The sequence below is a fragment of the Natrinema versiforme genome, assembly GCF_005576615.1.
Classification (GTDB): Archaea; Halobacteriota; Halobacteria; order Halobacteriales; family Natrialbaceae; genus Natrinema; species Natrinema versiforme_A.
Genome location: NZ_CP040330.1, coordinates 1,945,817 through 1,965,003, shown reverse-complemented (window position 1 = coordinate 1,965,003; position 19,187 = coordinate 1,945,817). Strand labels below are relative to the sequence as shown.

The 19,187-nt window shown below is 65.8% G+C and carries 17 protein-coding genes and 1 tRNA gene; 7 read left to right on the top strand and 11 right to left on the bottom strand.

All coding sequences use genetic code 11. The features are described 5' to 3' along the window. Positions 1-8 precede the first annotated feature (8 nt). Positions 9-638, top strand: a complete 630-nt coding sequence (locus FEJ81_RS09590; protein ID WP_138245080.1) for a DUF7282 domain-containing protein — start codon at positions 9-11, stop codon at positions 636-638. Positions 639-713: 75 nt separating this feature from the next. Here FEJ81_RS09590 and FEJ81_RS09585 read toward each other — a convergent pair whose 3' ends face one another. The 5 genes from FEJ81_RS09585 to FEJ81_RS09565 all read right to left on the bottom strand — a co-directional run bounded on the left by FEJ81_RS09585 (position 714) and on the right by FEJ81_RS09565 (position 5,626). Beyond that, positions 714-1,736 (bottom strand): zinc-dependent alcohol dehydrogenase family protein, encoded by a 1,023-nt coding sequence (locus FEJ81_RS09585; protein ID WP_138245079.1) that lies wholly within the window; start codon positions 1,734-1,736, stop codon positions 714-716. 254 nt (positions 1,737-1,990) lie between these two features. Continuing rightward, the gene (locus FEJ81_RS09580) at positions 1,991-2,626 is read right to left on the bottom strand and encodes a fibrillarin-like rRNA/tRNA 2'-O-methyltransferase (protein WP_138245078.1); all 636 of its coding nucleotides are present in this window, start codon (positions 2,624-2,626) and stop codon (positions 1,991-1,993) included. After that, on the bottom strand, positions 2,619-3,488 hold the full coding sequence (locus tag FEJ81_RS09575; RefSeq protein ID WP_138245077.1) for an NOP5/NOP56 family protein: 870 nt from the start codon (positions 3,486-3,488) through the stop codon (positions 2,619-2,621). Before FEJ81_RS09575 ends, FEJ81_RS09580 begins: the two co-directional genes overlap by 8 nt. A 120-nt stretch (positions 3,489-3,608) precedes the next feature. Then, the gene (locus tag FEJ81_RS09570; RefSeq protein WP_138245076.1) at positions 3,609-4,736 is read right to left on the bottom strand and encodes a DUF63 family protein; all 1,128 of its coding nucleotides are present in this window, start codon (positions 4,734-4,736) and stop codon (positions 3,609-3,611) included. Between the two features lie 86 nt (positions 4,737-4,822). Next, positions 4,823-5,626 carry an inositol monophosphatase family protein gene (locus FEJ81_RS09565; protein ID WP_138245075.1) on the bottom strand — a complete coding sequence of 268 codons (804 nt, stop codon included), beginning with the start codon at positions 5,624-5,626 and terminating at the stop codon, positions 4,823-4,825. A gap of 193 nt (positions 5,627-5,819) precedes the next feature. Here FEJ81_RS09565 and FEJ81_RS09560 point away from each other — a divergent pair, with 193 nt between their 5' ends. Beyond that, positions 5,820-11,045 (top strand): S8 family serine peptidase, encoded by a 5,226-nt coding sequence (locus FEJ81_RS09560; protein WP_138245074.1) that lies wholly within the window; start codon positions 5,820-5,822, stop codon positions 11,043-11,045. A gap of 567 nt (positions 11,046-11,612) precedes the next feature. Here the strand turns inward: FEJ81_RS09560 and FEJ81_RS23155 are convergent. The 4 genes from FEJ81_RS23155 to FEJ81_RS09550 all read right to left on the bottom strand — a co-directional run bounded on the left by FEJ81_RS23155 (position 11,613) and on the right by FEJ81_RS09550 (position 13,153). Continuing rightward, positions 11,613-11,786: a hypothetical protein gene (locus FEJ81_RS23155; RefSeq protein ID WP_175416391.1), complete on the bottom strand. Its 174-nt coding sequence runs from the start codon at positions 11,784-11,786 to the stop codon at positions 11,613-11,615. Positions 11,787-12,179: 393 nt separating this feature from the next. After that, positions 12,180-12,262 (bottom strand) — tRNA-Leu (locus FEJ81_RS09555). Positions 12,263-12,436: 174 nt separating this feature from the next. Beyond that, positions 12,437-12,565 (bottom strand): hypothetical protein, encoded by a 129-nt coding sequence (locus FEJ81_RS24175; protein WP_267877903.1) that lies wholly within the window; start codon positions 12,563-12,565, stop codon positions 12,437-12,439. Between the two features lie 93 nt (positions 12,566-12,658). Further along, positions 12,659-13,153 carry a DUF309 domain-containing protein gene (locus FEJ81_RS09550; RefSeq protein WP_138245073.1) on the bottom strand — a complete coding sequence of 165 codons (495 nt, stop codon included), beginning with the start codon at positions 13,151-13,153 and terminating at the stop codon, positions 12,659-12,661. 291 nt (positions 13,154-13,444) lie between these two features. Between FEJ81_RS09550 and FEJ81_RS09545 the strand changes: the two genes are divergently transcribed. The 5 genes from FEJ81_RS09545 (at position 13,445) to FEJ81_RS09525 (ending at position 17,317) form a co-directional block, all read left to right on the top strand. Further along, positions 13,445-14,242, top strand: a complete 798-nt coding sequence (locus FEJ81_RS09545; protein WP_138245072.1) for a M14 family metallopeptidase — start codon at positions 13,445-13,447, stop codon at positions 14,240-14,242. A gap of 149 nt (positions 14,243-14,391) precedes the next feature. Next, a complete protein-coding gene (locus FEJ81_RS09540) occupies positions 14,392-14,736 on the top strand; it encodes a glutaredoxin family protein (protein ID WP_138245071.1) in 345 nt (114 codons plus the stop codon). Positions 14,737-14,855: 119 nt separating this feature from the next. Further along, complete coding sequence (locus FEJ81_RS09535; RefSeq protein WP_006432636.1) at positions 14,856-15,440, top strand: DUF7110 family protein; 585 nt, start codon at positions 14,856-14,858, stop codon at positions 15,438-15,440. Between the two features lie 120 nt (positions 15,441-15,560). Further along, on the top strand, positions 15,561-15,887 hold the full coding sequence (locus FEJ81_RS09530; RefSeq protein ID WP_138245070.1) for a DUF7577 domain-containing protein: 327 nt from the start codon (positions 15,561-15,563) through the stop codon (positions 15,885-15,887). Between the two features lie 458 nt (positions 15,888-16,345). Beyond that, the gene (locus tag FEJ81_RS09525) at positions 16,346-17,317 is read left to right on the top strand and encodes a phosphoadenosine phosphosulfate reductase family protein (protein ID WP_138245069.1); all 972 of its coding nucleotides are present in this window, start codon (positions 16,346-16,348) and stop codon (positions 17,315-17,317) included. A gap of 140 nt (positions 17,318-17,457) precedes the next feature. Here FEJ81_RS09525 and FEJ81_RS09520 read toward each other — a convergent pair whose 3' ends face one another. Both FEJ81_RS09520 and FEJ81_RS09515 read right to left on the bottom strand, forming a co-directional pair. Further along, entirely contained in the window at positions 17,458-17,658 is a 201-nt protein-coding gene (locus FEJ81_RS09520) for a DUF7333 family protein (protein ID WP_138245068.1), read from the bottom strand. 121 nt (positions 17,659-17,779) lie between these two features. Then, positions 17,780-19,048 (bottom strand): RNA-guided endonuclease InsQ/TnpB family protein, encoded by a 1,269-nt coding sequence (locus FEJ81_RS09515; protein ID WP_138245067.1) that lies wholly within the window; start codon positions 19,046-19,048, stop codon positions 17,780-17,782. Positions 19,049-19,187 lie beyond the last annotated feature (139 nt).

Genomic DNA, 19,187 nt, shown 5'->3' with positions numbered 1-19,187 from the left:
TACCGTCGATGGATATGATGCCACGTACAAGAACCGTCGGTATCGCAGTGATCGCGGCGCTCGTCCTCCTCTCGGGGGCGAGCATCGCGTTGGCCGCGACCGACGCCGGCACGGTCCAAGACAACGAGACGGAGAACGAAACGGCGACGGTGACCTTCGAGAACCAGACGTCGAACGGGACGGCAGTCGCGGTCAATAACACGACGCTACCCGAGGGCGGCTTCGCCGTCATCCACGCGGCCGCGCCCGTCGACGGGGACAACGCCACCGACGACGAGAACGGCGACAACGCCACCGACGACGAGAACGGCGACAACGCCACCGACGACGAGAACGGCGACAACGCGACGGCGGACGAGAACGAGACGGTCACGAACCTGTCCGAGGAGTACGAGCCCGGAGACGTCCTGGGTAACTCCACTCACTTGGAGTCCGGCGATCACGAAAACGTGACCATCGAACTCAACGAATCCCTCGAGGAGAGCCAAGTCCTGATCGCGATGGCCCATCAGGACACCAACGACAATCAGACCTATGACTTCCCCGAGGCCGACGATCCCTACGTCACTGACGAGGAACCGGTCACCGACGACGCGATGATCACGCTCGAGGAGGACCAGAACGAGACGGCCGAGTGACCGAGTGTCGGCACGCTCTTTATCCCAACGCTCGGGAATCCTCGCCCTTCAGGGCGGGGAGGATGTCAATTTAGCTCACTCGAGCGAAATGACGACCTTGCCCTGGTGGCTCCCGTCTTCAACGTAGCGATAGGCCTCGCGGATGTCTTCTGGCTCGAAGCCGAACGTACGGTCGATAACCGGCTCGATAGCCGCGGCTTCAATCGCGCTGTTCATCCGGTCGAACATTGCGCGACTACCAACGCCCATCGAGCCCTTGACGGTGAGCCCTTTCACCAGAATCGGGCCGGGATGGACCTGCCCGTCTTGGCCAGAGAGGACGCCAATCAGGTGGACGTGGCCGTCGAAATCGGCGGCTTCCACCGACCTCTCGAGGGTTCCGGGGCCACCGACCTCAATGACGTGGTCGACGCCGCCGGTCTCTTCTCGAACGGCCTCGCCCCACTCGGGTGTCTCCTCGTAATTGAGTGTCCACGTCGCGCCAAGCTCGCGGGCGCGTTCTAATTTCTCGTCGCTCGAGGAGGTGACAAAAACGTCGGCGCCTCGCATCGTCGCGAACTGCAGCGCGAACATGGAGACGCCGCCGGTACCCAGCACTAAGACTGTGTCATCGGCAGTGAGGTCGACCTCTTCATGGAGTTCACGCCACGCAGTCAATCCAGCGCAGGACAGCGTTGCTCCCTGTTCGTACGAGAGGGTGTCAGGAAGGACTGCGAGACTGTCGGCCGGGAACGTCACGTACTCCGCTAAGGCTCCATCACTGTTGCCGCCGGTCGTCCGTCCGATCTTCTCAGGTGCGACCGGGCCGTCAACCCAGTCGGGCGCAAAGGGCGTTGCAACGCGGTCGCCCTCCGAGAGGCGCTGTACGTCCTCGCCGACTGCAGTAACCTCGCCGGCCCCGTCAGAAAGTGGGATGACCGGCAGTTCGGCACCGGGGTACGTGAGGTCCGAATTAGCAATCGATAGGTCCCGGTAGTTAAGAGAGGCCGCTCGAATCTCGACGAGCGCTTCGTCAGCCGCCGGTTCGGGACGGTCGCGTTCGACTTCGACGATTCCTGAGTAGTCACTCGAGGACTCCTGAACTTCGTAGGCTTTCACAACGAACCGAAAGAACGTGAAGGGGTTGACTCTTCGGTCCGGTGAGCGTTTTGCCGGATTCGCGAACACTCGACGGTGCAAGCGTCTCATATCGGCCAGCTCCTCTTTCTACTAGCGCGGTACGCAGAGTACGCACCGCGCAATTTCCCCGCCCCTGTAGGGACACCACAGACTGCGTCCGATAGTGTCGATACTTGTTGCAACTACTACAGCCGTCGGCCCAGCGCTCCCGGATCAAATGTGGTGGACCTCGATCAGAGCGGCCGCGCGACGATTCCGAGATGGTCCGCGTGATAGCTCTCGAGCCGCCGCGTCTCCACGATCTCGTACCCCCCCGAAAGCTCCTCGCGAACGTCCTCGAACACGGCCGCCGGCTCTCGAGTCACGTCCTCACTCCGGGCCTTCACGGCCAACAGGAGTCGCCCGTCGTCGGCCAGGAACTGCCGGTTCTCGAGCGCCACGCGGGCCTGTCCTCTCGTCGCCACGTCTTGGACGATCACGTCGACATCCGACTCGACGACGTGGGCGTAGGTCTCGGGCTTGCGGGCGTCTTTCAGCAGCGGAAAGAGCCGCTCCCGGCTCTCGGCGGTCTCGAGCAGGTCCCGGACCGGTCGCGCGGCGAACTCGACGGCGTAGGTCGGGCCGGCGAAATCGGCGACGTGGCTCACGGTGGTCCCGCTCGCGGCACCCAGATAGAGCACGGTTTCACCGCCCGCGAGGCCGGTGTCCATCCCCAACTCGAGCATGGCTCCCAACTTCGACCGGTTCGGGTTCCACGCGCGCCACGCTCCATCCGTCGGCTCGCCGTAGACCGGTTCGCCTCGTGTCGCGAGTCGCTCGGCCCCGTCGAATTCGCGGCGCTCGACTCCCGCCGGAAGCTCGTTACTCATCGCCGGCACCTCCGTCGCTGTCGTCGTCTATCGTCCGCGCCTGAATCGTCTCGATCCGCTCGGCCAGTTCCGCCTCGAGTTCGGGTTTCGACTCGCCGGAGTAGTGGTCGACCCGGGCCGCGATGGCGAGTTTTCCCGCCACGGCACGCGCCGCGGAGCCCCGATTTTCGGGGTGTGTGCCCCGAACCGCGTCGTGCGTGTAGATGATGCCGTGTTTGGGCGAGGGCGCGTGGCCCCGCAGGTGGGCGAACAGGGCGTCCTCGGCGCCGAGCACCTGGATCGTCCCACTGGGTTTCTTCGCGAGTTCCTCGAGGCCGCCGGCCAGCGAGATCAGCCGGGCCGCCAGCACGGGCTCGGCCAGCGTCGCGAGGTTCGGCGCGACGGCGGGCGTCTGGCGCTGGACGAACTCCCGGAGATCGTCCGCCTCGTCCGCGAGGTCGGCGACCCGTTCGGCGAGCGAGCGGATCGCGGGTTCCTCGAGGCCGTCGTCCGAGTCGCCGCTCGCCAGCGCTCGAGCGTAGTCGACGCCGGTTCCCGCCTCGGGGTCGACGGTGCCGGCCCACTCCGCCAGCCGCTCGGCGAGTTCGTTCGCCGTCCGATCGCAGTCGTCCATCGCGCGCACCGCGTGGACGAGTTGGCGGTCGTCGGCCCGCTCGCGCTCGGTCACCGCGGCCCGCGTCGCCGCCGTCGTCGCCTCGCGGAGGGCGTCGTAGTACTCGTCTTCGTCGCTCGCGAATCCGGCCTCGAGCGCGAGGGCGGGCCAGTCGCGCGGTTCGTCGGCGCTCCCCTCGCGAACCGCGGTGATCGTCGCATCGGGATCGTCGCGGTCCCCGGCCGCGAACCACCCGTCCGTATTACTCATGTACGCTCGTTCCCGCCGCGGGCGATTAAAGGCCCCGTTCACGGATTCCGGTGAGCAAGGCCGGTAGCGGCGGCTCTCGAGCGGGGAGGCGAAGCCGAACGAAACGCAAAAAGAGCCGTCTCAGACGCCGAACGTCGCCCGCAGCATGTCTCGGGTGCCGGGACCGAGGCCGACGGCGACGACGGTGATCATGAGGAGGATCGCGTAGCGCGGGCTGTCCTCGAAGACCGTCTCGTCGAAGATCCAGATGACGAAGACGGCGGCGACGACTTTCACGAGCAGGAACGGCCACGCCGACCCGGTGGCAGCGACGACATCAGCGGGGAGCACGTCCGCCGTCGTGTCCGCGATTGCCCGATTGATCGGGTGCTTCGGGACGAGGTTGGCCGGCAGGCCGAGGGTCGTCGCCCAGTCGAGGCCGATGACGTTCGCGACCCCGTCGACCGCGTGGGCCCAGATGACGACGATGCCCATCGACTGCGTCCCGCGGTTGAGTTCCGGCGCGTACCGCTCGAGTGCGACCCACGTGATCGCCGTGGTCAGGGTCGCGCCGACGAGGACCACGACCGGAATGAGCGGATAGAACTCGGCGTAGGGTTCCGTCGCCGCGACGTAGGCCAGATAGGCGATCGTGATCGCCAGCGCGGCCGTGCCGATCCCGGCCAGCGGGTACTCGTAGCCCGAGACGTGGTCGTTGCGATCGAGCCAGACGGAGGTGACGACCGCGAAGAGGGCGATGAAGAAGACGGTAAAGTAGATCAGCGGGCTGATGATGAACCCGGACCACGGGAGCTGGATCGCCATCTCGCCGGTCGCTTCGAAGGCGGCGGCGTTGGCGTCTTCGACGACCCGCAGCGCCCCGCCGAAGAGCATGAACGGGAACAGCGCGAAGAAACCCGCGCGGTAGCGTTCGATCTCGAGGCGGCGGACGAGGAAGATCACGCCGAGTAGCAACAGGACTAACGTCGGGATGTAGCCGGCATACGAGACGAAGGTGTAGCCGGGTTCGGCGGTCGGACCCGCGTTGGCACCGGCCTCGCTGCAGGGTATCTGCTGCCCGCCGGCCCACGCGACGCAGTTCCAACTGTGGGCGTCGGCGACGACCGGCCCCCAGAAGTACTGCCAGATGATTTCGACGTACACCTGCTGGTAGAACAGGACCGCGCCGAGGACCACGACGGCGACGAGACTCGCGACGGTCGCGGCCCAGACCCGCTCGGCCCCGTACCGGTCGATGAAGTCGTCCATACCGAATCCCGTTGGGGGGAGCGCTTACCGTTTCCGGTTTCAATACGCGTGACTATCCGCTCGTCCGACCGTGGGCACCGGTCGGCTCAGTCCTCGATCTCGCGGGCGGCCGCGAGCACCTCGTCGTGAATCTCGCCGTTCGAGGCGACCAGTCCCCGGCTATCGTGTCGCCAGCGGTCGCCCTCGAGGTCGGTCACGACGCCGCCGGCCTCGCGGATCAGTCCGACGCCCGCGACGGTGTCCCACGAGTTCGCCCGCAGATTGGTCATGGTCCCCTCGAGCGCGCCCGAGGCGACCATCGCGAGCTCGAGTTGGGCGCAGCCAAAGCGGCGCATGTCGCCGAATCGCTCGACGGTGGCACGGGTGGCCGCGGCGTACTGGTCGCGCTGGTCGAAGTCCCACCAGAAGGTCGGACAGACGGTGGCCGCTTCGGGGTCGGTACAGTCGCTGACCGACAGCGGTTCGTCGTTGCGAAACGCGCCGTCCGGCCCGACGCGGTAGACGTCACCCAGCGCGGGGCAGTCGAAGGCGGCGCCGACCGGCTCGCCGTCGACGACGGCGGCGACGGCGGTTCCGAACGTCTGCGCGCCGTCGACGTAGTTGCTCGTCCCGTCGATCGGGTCGACGATCCACGCCGGCCCGTCCTCGGGGACGGCCTTCAGCGCGCCCTCCTCCTCGCCGACGATCGGGTCGTCCGGGAACGACTCGCGGACGGTCTCGATGACGGTCTCCTGTGCGTCGCGATCGATCTGCGTCACGACGTCGGTCTTCCCGTCTTTCTCCTCGATGGTGAGATCGGTTCGAAACGAGTCGGCTGCGACGGCGGCACCCGCACTCGCGGCGCGAACTGCGACGGCCGCACGCTCGGGATCCCGTTCGGCTTCGCTCATTGTCCGTTCTCGGTGGGCCGGGCTGAAAAGTGGTTGTGCTGACGATCTATTGGCCGGTTTCCGCTCCGATTCGGATAACTATCCAACAACATACAATCAGAACTGAATTATGTCTCTATAATTGTTCATTCAGTCATCGATAGAGATAAAACTGCCACAATGTATTTACCACCGTACTCTCCACCTCGGCTGTATGTCTCCCCGCCCGTCCGGGACCGGACGGCGACTGCGGTCCGGCCTCGCTCTCGGCCTGCTCCTGCTCGTCGTCTGCGGTCTCGTCGCGACGCCCGTCTCGAGCGGCGCGACTGTTGCCCCCATCACCGTCGAAGACTCGCCAAACGCCGAGGACACCGCGATCCGCGTCGACGACACCGACGGCTCGAGCGGGCTGACGATCGATCGAGCGCTCGAGAGCGACGCCGATGCGGAGACGGTCGAGGTGATCGTCCGGTTATCGGAAGCGGACCCGTCTCCCGGTGCGACTCCGGTGCAGGCCGCGGAGGCGTTCAAGCGGCACGCGGAGCGGACGCAGAGCGAGGTCGTTTCGTACGCGCGCTCGACCGACGGCGTGGCGATCCGCAACCGGTTCTGGGTGACCAACGCCGTGTTGCTAGAAGTCGACACGAGTCGCGTCGACCTCGAGTCGTTCGGCCGGTTCGAGGACATCTCGACGCTCCACACGAATTTCGAGGTGGAACTCGACGGCGCGGCCGCCGCGGGCGCGTCGGCGGGATCGACCGGTGACGCGACGGCGACGACGGCGTCGACCGAGTCGGTATCGACTGACGGAGCGGACGCGACGGACGGACTCGCAGGGATCAACGCGCCCGCGGTCTGGTCCGAGTACGGGGCGAACGGCTCCGGCGCGACGGTCGCCGTGCTCGACACCGGCGTCGACGTGTCCCACCCCGACATCGACCTCTACACCGCCGATCCGTCGCACCCGACCTATCCGGGCGGCTGGGCGGAGTTCGACAGAAACGGGAACAGAGTGGCCGAGTCGACGCCGCGGGACTTCGGCGACCACGGGACCCACGTCAGCGGCACGGTCGCGGGCGGCGACGCGAGCGGCACCCACATCGGCGTCGCACCCGGCGTCGACCTGCTCCACGGGGCCGTCCTGACGAACTGCGACGACACCTGTAGCGGGTCGTACTCGCAGGTCATCGAGGGGATGCAGTGGGCGATCGAACGGGACGCCGACGTGGTGAGTATGAGCCTCGGCGTGCAGGCCTACGAGGAGAAGTTCGTCGACCCGGTTCGGAACGCGCAGTCGTCGGGAACGATCGTCGTCTCCTCGGCCGGTAACAACGGTGACGGGACCAGCGGATCGCCGGCGAACATCTACGAGACGTTCGCGGTCGGTGCCGCGACCGACTCCGGCGAGATCACCGACTTCTCGAGCGGCGAGACCGTCGTGACCGACGACGCCTGGGACTCGCCGCCGGCGGACTGGCCGGCCGAGTATACGGTTCCCGACGTCGCGGCCCCCGGTTCGTGGGTCGAGAGCGCGGAACCCGGCGGCGGCTATCAGTTCAAGTCGGGAACCAGCATGGCCGCACCCCACGTCACCGGTTCCATCGCACTCCTGCGCTCGGTCAATCCGGCGCTCCGGCCCGACGAAATCATGGCCGCGCTCGAGAAGACGGCGTGGAAACCGAGCGGTGCCGACCCGGGACAGGACACCCGGTACGGCTACGGGATCGTCGACGTGAAAGCGGCGGCCGACGCGACCTCGCTGACGACGGTGTCGGGAACCGTGACCGATCGGGCAGGGGAGCCGATCGCTGATGCGACCGTCGCGGTCGACGGCGGCCGATGGACCGCGACGACCGACGAGCACGGGGCGTACGAACTGCGGGTCGTCCCCGGCGATCGGACGGTCGTCGTTGACGCACCCGGCCACAAGTCCGATACCGCGACCCTCGAGCTCCCGGCGGGCGAGACGGTGACCTACGATGTGACGCTGGACTTCGTCGATCGCCCTGCCGACGAGGCGTTGCCGGACCCGATCGAGGCGAACGGAACGGTGACGACCGCGTTCGACGTGGAGGCGCTCGAGTCGCTCACGGTCACGCCGACCGAGAACGCGACGCTCGAGGAGACCGGACTCGAGTTCTCGGTCGACGGCCGCAGTTTCGGACCGAACGAGACCATCGCGTTCGACTCGGCGGTCACCGACGACCAGTTTGCCGTCACGACGCAGCTCCCGGCCGACCTGAACGGCACGCTCGAACTCGACTACGAGTTCGCCCGCGGGAACGAGACCCAGACGATACGCGCGGGCCCGGTGCGGGTCGTCCCGGAAATCTACGACGTCGGCGTCGTTGCCGGCCCCGACGACCCCGCCGCAGCGCGACTGCGAACCGAGTTGGCCGACAGCCTCCCGATCGCCTACCGGACGAGCCACGTCAACACCACTGATGCCGTGTCCGCCGCCGAATCGGGCGCGTACGATGTCTTCGTCGCACTCGAGTTGCCCGCGCCCACGACCGACGGCGATGGGAATCCGACCGCAGCGTTCGTCGACGCGACGGCGGCCAACCGGACCGGCGTGCTCTCCCTCGGCAACGGCTCCAGTGACGACGCGCTTGGTCGACTCGCACGGGACACGTCCGCGGTCGGGGGGCTCGAGACCGCGAGCCACGACGGGCCGCTCGAGGTCGTTATCGACGAGACGCACCCGCTCTTCGCCGGCGTCGGCACCGAGCGGGAGGCCGTGACGCTCCGCGAGAACGCGACGACCCGGACGTGGTTCGATGCGAAGGGCGCGCAAACACTCGCGTCGTCGACCGACGACGGCGTGCTCGCGGACGGGACGGCCGTGTCGATCGATCGGTCGGCGAACCGGATCGTCCTGGGAGCGACGCCGCGGTCCGGACCGCTGACCGACGACGGGCGATCGATCGTAACCAGCGCCGTCGAGTATCTCGGCGCGGGGCGATTCCACGTGACCGAGGATTTCGACGCGTACGGCGTCAGTGGCGGCGCCGCGGAAACGGCGACGGTCGGCGTCCCCGAGACCGGCTCCGTCGCGATCGAGTTCGCCGAAGGGACGACGGTCGATCCGGCAAACGTCACCCTCGCGGTCAACGGGACCGAAATCGCGCCGGGCGAGGAAGTCTCGGTCGACGACGCGACCGTCAAGCGGGGGCTCGCGGTCGACGTCTCGGTCGCCGACGGCATCGACGGCGAAACCGTCCGACTCGCGGCCACCTTCGAGTCCGACCGCGTGACGACATCGGCGATCCGCTTCGAGGGCGAGCCGCCCGCGCGATACGCCGGCACCGTCGCGGTCAACGGCAAGCCGGCCCGGGACGGCCTCGCCGTTCGGGCTACGTACGACGGAACTGTCGTCGCGGAAACGACGACCGCCGACGGCCGGTTCGGCGTTCCGATTGGAGACGGCGGCAGTGGGGTACTCGAGGTCAACGCCGCCGACGTTCCCGAAAACGCGACGCTGACCATCTCGCTCGAGAACGCCGCGCTGGACGCGTCGCCGACGTGGACCGCGGGCGAGGAGTCGCGAACGGATCTCGCAGTCTCCTACGACGACCCCTTCGACGCGGCAACCGTCACCGCCCCGCGGTGGACGGCGGCCGGCGACGAGATCGGGATCGCGGTCGCATTCGACGGCGGCGCGGCGCAGTACGTCACCGATCGCGCGTGGCTCGAGGGGTACGAGACCGAGCCGCGGAACCGGTGGAACGCGACGCACACGTACGGCTCCGAGGACGAGGGCGTCGTTTCGGCCGGCATGGAACTCACGGATCTGGCCGGCGAGACCCGAACGGTCTCGACGCGCGTGCTGGTGATCGACGGCTCGCCGGCGACGGTCAACGGAACCATTAGCCTTCCCGCGTCCGGGTCGGGAACCGACGGGACGGCCGAGAGCGGCGTCGGCGGCTCCGTTTTCGTCACGCCGGCCCACGGCAACTGGATCGACGAGCGCCCGGTCGAGAACGGGGCGTTCGAAGCCGCGACCGAGGGGAACGTGAGCACGCACGGCGTCTTCCTCGAGACATCGGGCGCGTACCCGCTCTATCGGACTATCCTCGACCGCGCGGTCAGTGACGGCGAAACGGTCGCCGTCGAACTCGCCGCGGGCCACGAACTCGAGGTCGCGGTCACGGACGAGAACGGCGTCGGCGTTCCGAACGCGACGGTCTCGGTCATGCCGATCGACGCCGGCGAGACCGACGACGCCGTCGTCACGCGCGAGACGACGACCGACGAATCGGGGCTGTGGACCGGTCCGAACGGCGACGGATCGGGCGCGTCGGTCGACGGCCCGGTGACGATCACCGTGACGCCGCCCGACGGCGCCGGACTCGTCGACGAGACCGTCGTCCGAACGCTCACCGTCGACGAGGACACGACCGCGACGTTCGAGTTCGCGGAGCGCTCCCGCGAGAGCGGCGATGGTGGTAGCAGCGGCGGCAGTGGCGGTGGCGGCAACGGCGGTGGCGGCAGTGGCGGTGCCCCCATCGGCGGGCAGCCGGGCGGCGTTCGTGACGGCAACGAGACCGCCGGCGACGCGATGAACATCACAGCGACGACAGTGAGCGACGGCCGCGCACTGCTCGAGGTCGACGGATCGGGGGCAGGCCGGTCGGCGACGACAGCGCTCGACGGCGTCGGTGCGGACGGCGTCTCGTTCCGACGCGTCGGGGTCGTGTCGGCGACGGACCGAGCGAGCTACGCGTTCGCGCTGCGCGCCGGCAACCTCGGGGCCGCCGCTCCCCGCGACGGCGCGTTCGCGTCCGCGGACTTCGACCACGACGCGGGCGACGCGATCGACTCGCTGACCCTCGAGTTCGCGGTCGCCGAGGCGGCGCTTCCGGACGGCGCGATGCCCGAGGATGTCGTCGTCTCACAGTACCGAAACGGCGAGTGGCAGTCCGTCGAGACGAGCTACGACGCCGGAACCGAGACGCACGCCGCGACCGTCTCCGGGCTCCCCGCGATCGCGATCAGCGCGGATCCACAGGAGAATCGCCACCGGTCCGCCAGCGTCGAACCGGCGCTCGAGGTCGTCGACTCGAGCATCGAGCCGACCGAAACGCGGGCCGGCGACCCGATCCGGATCGACGCAACGATCGAGAACGTCGGCGACGGGGCCGGCACCGAGACGGTCACCGTCGCCGCGGACGGCGCGGTGCTCGCGACCGAACGGGTCGATCTGGCTCCCGGCGACCGACGGACGATCTCGTTCGAGGCGACCCTCGAGTCCTCGGCGACGATCACCGTCGACGGGTCGGCGATCGGCGACGTGACGGTGACCGACGGATCCGGAGCCGACGGGTCAGCGGTCGACGAGCCGAATTCTCAGTCCGATACCGTGCCCGGATTCGGCGTCGGCGCCGCGATCGCAGCCATCGCGACCGGGCTCGTTGCCCGCGCGTGGAGTCGCCCCTGATCGCTGCGTGGGGCTCGTCGGACGCTCCCACAGACGAGTCGGCGATCCAGTCGCAGATCAAACCGCGGTGAGCGATCGGGCTCGATGACCGGTCGATTTTCGTTCGAGTCACCGACTCCGTTCTCGGTTCGTCGGTACTCCGACCCGGTCAATCACCGTGCGGTGGCGCGCGCCGTGGCGCGGTTCGCCAGCGACGAACCGCGATACAATGCCGTGCGAGGTCTTCGCGAACGTGTGAGCGAAGGCGTGTCAGTGCCCGCTCTGACAATGGCTGAGCGAACGCCGGTCGGCGTGAGCGAATCGGCTGGGGAGGGCGTGGCGATTCCCTGCCGCCACGAGAGCAGGACAGGTGTCCTCATCGTCAGTCCCTGCTGAATTCGGCCGTGCTATTCATACCGAGACTGCTCATGTCGCTCACAGACATCCAAAGATCGGCAAACGACAGCCTTCGAGGCGGCGACTCGAGGGCCCGCTTCCGACCCGGCCGCCCGACGGGGTGGTGTGGTGATTTCGAACGATACCGTCGACCGGCCGGCTGATCGTCGGGGCTCGAGCCGGTACCCCGAGTCAGTCATCGCAGTTGCCCAGTCCGGGCGGCACCGAACAGCCACAGGGGCTGGCCGAGGCCGTCAGGGGACCGGTCGCGGTGACGAATCCGACCGGTTCGCCACACCGCGGACAGTCGGGCAGCGGTGACGTGTCGTCACCGCCGTCGTCACGCTCGTCGGACTCGCTACGCATCCCGACCGCCTCTCGATGGACTGCGGGGAGTCGACACTAATCGCGTCGGGCGATTCGATCGCCGTGCGGGATGTTTATATCCCGGAACCAGTAACGGAAACATGGTAACTGAATCCCGGTATGGGATTTGGAAACCACGTCTCGGGTGCTCTCTTCACCCGGGGCATTCGTGTGCTGCCCCTGATTTCGGCGTGTGGCTTCCAGTTTGTCAGTTGAATTGTTGTGCCTTATATCTACTGCAAATAGAATGAAAGAGAGTCCGGTCGCTCGAGCGCAAGGTCGGACTCCTGACGGCTGAGGCGGTACGTATCGACGGTCAAGTCACTAGGAGGCGAGTGTCGGCAGAAGGTTTGCGAGGGCAAGACGCTCCGTCTTGCCGCGCACTATGGTGAGTGCGAGGGGAGGGGATCGAACCCACGAACTCCTACGAGAGCGGATCTTGAGTCCGCCGCCGTTGACCGCTTGGCTACCCTCGCACGCAGTTCGCTCTGAGGCCGTCGCAGGGGTTAAATCGTCCGATTCCCGCTCAAGGATTCGCCGGTGTCAACGCTCGCCGAGAGCGTGCTGCAAACCGGCCTCCGGGAGGGGACTGCGCTACGACCCGCTCGAGGACCGCCGAGAACACGTCGGCGGAGACGGACCCGACGCGATCACGTCGCCCGCGTCTCGAGGTCCGCCTCGGTGTACCGGCGACCGCAGTTCAGGCACTGGTAGCCGCCCTCGATATGGGCGTAGAGCCGCTCCCCGCAGTGCTGACACCGGCCGTAGGGTTGAGGCATCTATTCGGTGTGGGGGACCGGATCGAGATAAAGACGGCGCTTACACATGCGCCGAGCGGCGTGCTCGACGGCGGTGTCGATACCTCACCCCGCTCACTCGAGTCGCGCCGCGTACTCGCGGTCTGCCTCCCTCGCCACCGGGTACTCCCCGTCGAGTTCGATCCGCCACCCGTGGAGTACCGACGGGTCCTCGAGCGCGTTCGTGAGCGTGGTCCGCACGTCGAGAAGGGCGACGCCGTAGTAGTCCCGGGGCACGCCGCGGAGGTATTCGAGCGCGGTTTCGAAGAGCGACCGCATCCCGGCGTCGTCCTCGAAGTCGAAGTGTTTGTACGCCCCGGCGGCCACCTGCACCATCCCGTGGAGAAACGCGCTCTCCGTGGTCCCGTTGCCGTAGTTGTACCACTCCGCTTCGAAACAGTCGTGTGACTCGTGGAACTCGCCGGCGTTGTACAGCCGGACGCCGTGAATCACGGCTCGCCGGAGCGTTCCGTGCTCCCACCCGTTCGACGGCCCGCGGTCGGCGTCCCACCCGGCCGGCGCGTCGGAGATCGGCGGCCCGACGGAGTCGTCGCGGGTGTGGTCGTCCATGGCCGTTCCTTTTCGCCCCACCCACGTAACCGCGTCGGACGGGTGGATTCCGTAACGGACGTTTATATCCCGTGAGTCACTCTCCCGTGCACGGAATACGTCGACGAAATCCCGGCGACGGACGATCTCGTCGCGGTTCACCGAGCGTGACAGGTCGGCGGTGCTCGGTCCACCGATTCCCCTCTCAGTGGGATCTGTTGGCACGGTACCGGCGGTTCGAGCCCGACGGCTGACCCGTCCGCGCTGTGAAAGACCGAATCGCCTTTCCCGTTTCGGCCCAACTATCACGTAATGAGAGTCGCACAGCTCGGGTCGGGAACGCCGGAGATCGCAGTCGTCGCGGGCGTTCACGGGGACGAACCCTGTGGCGTCCGAGCCGTCGAGCGCTTGCTCGACGAACGCCCGACCGTCAAACGGCCGGTCAAACTCATCGTCGCCAACGAGGACGCCCTCGAGCGGCAGGTTCGCTTCGTCGACGAGGATCTCAACCGCGCGTTCCCGGGCGATCCGGACGCGAAGACCCACGAAGGACAGCTCGCCCATCGACTCGTCGAGGAACTCGAGGGCTGTCTGACCTTCTCGATGCACTCCACGCAGAGCCACGCCGATCCATTCGCCATCGTCAACGGGGTCAGCGAGACGGCGCGGGAGATCGTTCCCCAACTGCCCGTCTCGGCGATGGTCGAGACGAGCAACTTCGCGGAGGGGCGGCTCTTCTCGGCCGTCGACACCGTCGAAGTCGAGTGCGGACTGCAGGGCTCGGAGACGGCCGCCCAGAACGCCGACCGACTGACTCGTGCCTTCCTCACCGCGGTCGGCGCACTGCCCGGCGACACCGTCCGGCGCGACCTCCCGGTCTACCGGCTCACCGACGTTATTCGCAAAGGACAGGCCGACACCTACGAGGTCTTCGTCGAGAACTTCACCGAAGTCGAGGCGGGGGATTCCTTCGCCGCGGCCGACGGCGACGAACAGGTCGCCGCCGAGCCGTTCTACCCGGTTCTCATGTCTCCGAACGGCTACCGGAACGTCTTCGGCTACGCCGCGGAGAAACTCGAGGTCCTCGAGACGCCGACTGCGGCGGACTGACGAATCGATTCTCTCGCCGATTTACCGTTGTCGCCGTTGGTTTCCGTTCTTATCCAGCAGCCCCTGTGTTGCAGATCGAGTGCGATTCGGGTCCGATCGTGAGTGCCGATGACGCAAAGCATATCCCCGTCACGGCCGTAGCTGCGGGTATGGAGTTCCCACCGAATCAGGGTCTCGATCAGGAGGAGGTCAACGAGCAGGTCGCCGACGCCATCGCGGAGAACGAGGTCGTCCTCTTCATGAAGGGGACCGAGCTCATGCCCCAGTGTGGCTACTCCCGCAAGGCGCTCGGCCTGATCGACCAGTACCGCGACGAGTTCGAAACGATCGACGTCCTCGAGTCCCTCGACGAGTACCGCGCGGCGCTCAACGAGGAGAGCGGCTGGGAGACTATCCCGCAGACGTTCGTCGACGGCGAGTTCGTCGGCGGTTCCGACATTCTCGAGGAACTCGATGAACGCGGCGAACTCGAGGAGACGCTGACCGGCGCATAACTGTCGCGACGCCGAGAGTAATTTATATATCCTGATATTTCACGGATTTAATAGCAGGTCATATAAGTCACGCGCTCGTACTAACGGATCACGAGTATCGCCGTACACACCTTCCCACAATGTCAACAGAGGAATCCAGACACGTTTATCGGCTGCATTCGACGCTCGAACTGCCCCTCGAAGATCTCCACGACCACATCGACGACGCGACGTTCCCGGAGGGAGTCACGGACGTCGAGATCACCCGGCGCAATAACACGCTGATCCTCAAGGCCGTCGCCGAGGACCAGTCCGTCAGCAAGTACACTCCCACGGCACAGCTCAAGGCGAGCGTCACGGAGAACCGGGTCTACGAGGAGGATCCGGACGAGCGACGCCAGAAGTCGTTCAGTTGGGACGAGGAAGAAGAGGAGGAGATCGAATCGGAACTCGTCGAGTTCGCCGCGTTCAAGGGCGACCGCGAGACCGTCCTCCAGAACTCGCTGTTGCAGTACCAGATGTTCCTCGTCCTCTGTGGAATCGCCGAAGCCGCCGAGAAGGGAACTCTGACGGCGATTTCGGAACGTGACGGCGACCTCGAGGCGACCCGAATCGTCGACGGCGAGCCGCGACCCGCCGACATCGAAGTCGTCGAGGGGCCGCGCGATCACGGCTCGGGACAGGGCGGTGTCAACTGGCGGGACAACAAGTTCATCACGGACTAAGCGCCCGGTCTTCTCGTCGGTATCCCGCTGAACCGAATAGCCGTTCGTTTTCCACTCGAGTCTCCACCCGCCGCGAGCACCGGCGATAGACGTTTGTACCCCCGATGGCGAACGGCGAGTATGGACGATCCGGGCCCGTACGCGCTCCTCGGTCGCCTCGCCGTCGCGGCGTTCGTGATGATCGCCCCGACGCTTTGCTTTCTGGGACTGGTCCGGGGCCTCGAGCGGCTGCGGGACGACGAGTTAATCGACGCGTGGGCGCGGACGCGAGGGACGGACGGCGCACACGATATCGCACCGGACGACGACGTGCTCGCCGTACTGGCCACGGAGATGGAGCTCGAGGCCGCGGATTCGTCGAGCGTTCGCTGTCCGTCGTGTGGGACGCCCAACCGGGCGGGCGTCTCGTTCTGTCGCGACTGTCAGGGCCGCATTCGCTCGTCCTGACGGTCCGATCGACCCCGGACCGATGTCTCACTCGACTCCGTCCTCACTCCTCGCGCACATCGACTCGCCGGTGACCTCGCGGGCAGGTGCTCCCATCGCCGCGTCGTGACCTCCCGCCGGGATCGATCGCGGTGATGGTGATCCAGCCGCTCTCGACCTCGAGCGCGACCGACTGCCCCCACAGACGCACCCGTGACTGTTTCTCCCTCCGTCTCGTTGGCGATCGTTTGAGTTTCATCTCGGTCGCCCCGGCCTGCAACATTTACCGCTATCCTCGATGCCGAGCTGCTCGTTCGAGCGTTCCGAAACCGAGTCGATCACCCGTGACCGCTCGCGGGAGAACGGGGCTCGTAGCGATTCGGCGACCGGTCCGACACACTGTGTGCCCCTCCGTAATCCCGTCAGAGCTTTCCGCCGACCCAAAGGATTTACACCTGCTAATTATATCTAATTACGAGATGGCCGAGAACTTTCCCGACTACGTCGACGTCGACTATAGCGACGGCGAGGGTGAAGATCCCGAGGAGTACCCCCACATTCAGGACAAGATCGAGAAGGCGATCGAAGTCACCCGCGAGGGCCTAGAGGAGTACGAGAACCCGGCGGTCATGTGGACCGGCGGTAAGGACTCGACGCTCACGCTGTACTTCATTAAGGAGGTCGCCGACCGCTTCGATCTCGAGGTACCCCCCGCGGTCTTCATCGACCACTACCAGCACTTCGATGAGATCCACGACTTCGTCGACCACTGGGCCGACGAGTGGGATCTCGAGGTAATCTACGCGCGCAACGAGGACGTCGGCGAGTACGTCGACGAACACGGCCTCGAGCCCGGCGACGACATCGACATCTCGGAGCTCTCCGAACACAACCAGCACCACGTCGAGGACATCCTCGAGTACGAGGAGGACACGTTCCCGTTCCTGCTGGACACCTACGTCGGCAACCACCTGCTGAAGACGGTCGCGCTCAACGACGCGCTCGAGGAGTACGACATCGACGGCGTCATCTCCGGTGTGCGCTGGGACGAACAGGAGGCCCGCGCCGACGAGACGTTCTTCTCGCCGCGTCACGACCCCGACATCTACCCGCCCCACGACCGCATCCAACCCATCCTGCAGTTCGACGAGGCCGCGGTCTGGGACGCCTTCTGGAACTTCGTGGTGCCGGACACGGTCGAGAACTTCCCCGAGGAGGGCTACGTCCCCGAGGCCGACGACGACCTCCCCGAGGGCGTCGAGCAGGACGACGTCCCGATCTCGCCGAAGTACTTCGCCGGCTTCCGCTCGCTCGGCAGTGAGATCAGCACCGAAAAGAACACCGAGGACCCCGCGTGGCTGCAGGACCTCGAGGGAACCACCGAGCGCGCGGGCCGCGCCCAGGACAAGGAAGACCTGATGGAGCGCCTGCGCGACCTCGGCTACATGTAGGCCGCTCGCAGTCGACCGCTGACTGACGTTTCACACCGCTTTCCCCGGTTTCGATCGCTCGAGCGCTGCCGCTGCTGTGTCGCAATCGAGCGCAGTCACATTGTGCCGACAGCGAGAACGATAGACGCGACGAGAAGTCGTTACCGACCCCGAGCAGTCGCGCGGTACTCCCCGTGTTTGACGCCGAGGGCGAGCATGAGCAGCCCGAACGCGATCATCGACGGTGCGACCATCATCATAATCGTATCCGTCGGCATCATGTCCATACCGATCAGGCCACCGACGCCGAGCGCGATCACGACGACGAACACGGCTGCCGTCTTGGGAAGATCGAATTCCATGTGCAACCGTTGGGAATCCCACACCTAATGGTATCGGGAATCGGCAGTCCGTTCACGACCGTTGGTCGGAAATTGACATCCTCCCCGCCCTGAAGGGCGAGGATTCCCGAGCGTTGGGATATTACGGTTCGCAACCCACCTGTTCGCTTGGTACGAAACGCCCCGAGGTTTGATTGAACAGGTAGGCTACTGGCCGTGCCAAACGACCGGTACTCATATCCCCAGTCGGAGGATTCTGAGTTATCTTTCTGCGAATGTTTACCGCACCATTCACGTCTGCGTTCATCGTCGCACCACACGACTCACAGACGTACAAACCACGCTCTACACGATTCGCATCGCACTTCCGCCCACAACACGAACACGTCTTGCTCGTGTCCCGCTCGCTCTTCCGGTCAACGAGAATACCGTGTTCCTCAGCCTTGTATTCCAGGAGCGTCGTGAAACGGTCAAACTCCCATCCGTGGAGTTTCTTGTTCCCGCGTTTGCCCCAGTTCCGAGACTCGCCGTTCTCGTCTTCTCGAATCTTGCTCAAGTCACCGATGGCGAGGCGACCGACCTCATGGTCGATACACCGCTCAACGATGTGCTTGGAGAGAGCGTGCAGGAAGTGGTCCTTCCGCCGAGAGAGTTTCTGACGGGCACGAAGCGCACGCCGAGACGGGCCGTTCTCACCCTCGGTGTCGTACTCGTCGTGGGTGAAGTAGTGCTTGTCCTGCTTCAGCACGTTCCCCGGATACAACTCGGCGTCCCCGTCATCGTAGGCGATGGCGAGGTAATTGCTGATGCCGAGGTCGATTCCAGCAGTGTTGTCGCCGGGTGCGTCCTCGACGGGGATTTCGACTTTGCAGACGAGGTGGAGTTCCCAGCGGTCGCCGTTCCACACGGCTCGCACTTGCTGGATGTGTTCCACAGTCACATCTGGGCGGGTTTCGTACTCTGCGAGAATGAAGTCCGAGCGGTGGCTCTTCAGGTTGAAGCCTTTGCTCAGACGGAGTTGGTTGTGCTTGGAATCGTGCTTGATGCCGTTCTGCTTCCACGTCACGGTGGAGCGTGGGTGGTTGTCGCCTCGCTTCCGGTATCCGGGGGGATTCGCGTCCGTGTCGCCGTTCTTGCGCTTTTTGAACCAGCCGTTGAACGCTTCAGCGAGTTCTTCGAGAACGCGCTGACTTGACTGAGAATGTAGGTCACTATAGCGTTCGTGGTCTTTTAATTCGCGCTTGAGGTCGGCTTCAGACGGAATCTCGCCGGTTCCGTCCCATTCTTGTTGGGAGTGGTAGCGGGCGACGTTCCACAGTTTGGATGCTGAGTGTCCGCAGTCATCGAGGTCGCCGCGCACCTGTTGGTGGTTGACGATTTTTGCCCGATATGTGCGAGTTGTCTCCAGCATCGTCCTGTGTTCATAAGTACTTATGGAAATTAGTATATTAAAGGTAACGAGCGGGGCGTGGAATATCCCGCCGTGCCGTCGACTGTGGATTGGTAGGGACTTGTCGGCTGTATCCCCGCCCTGAAGGGCGGGGTTTTAG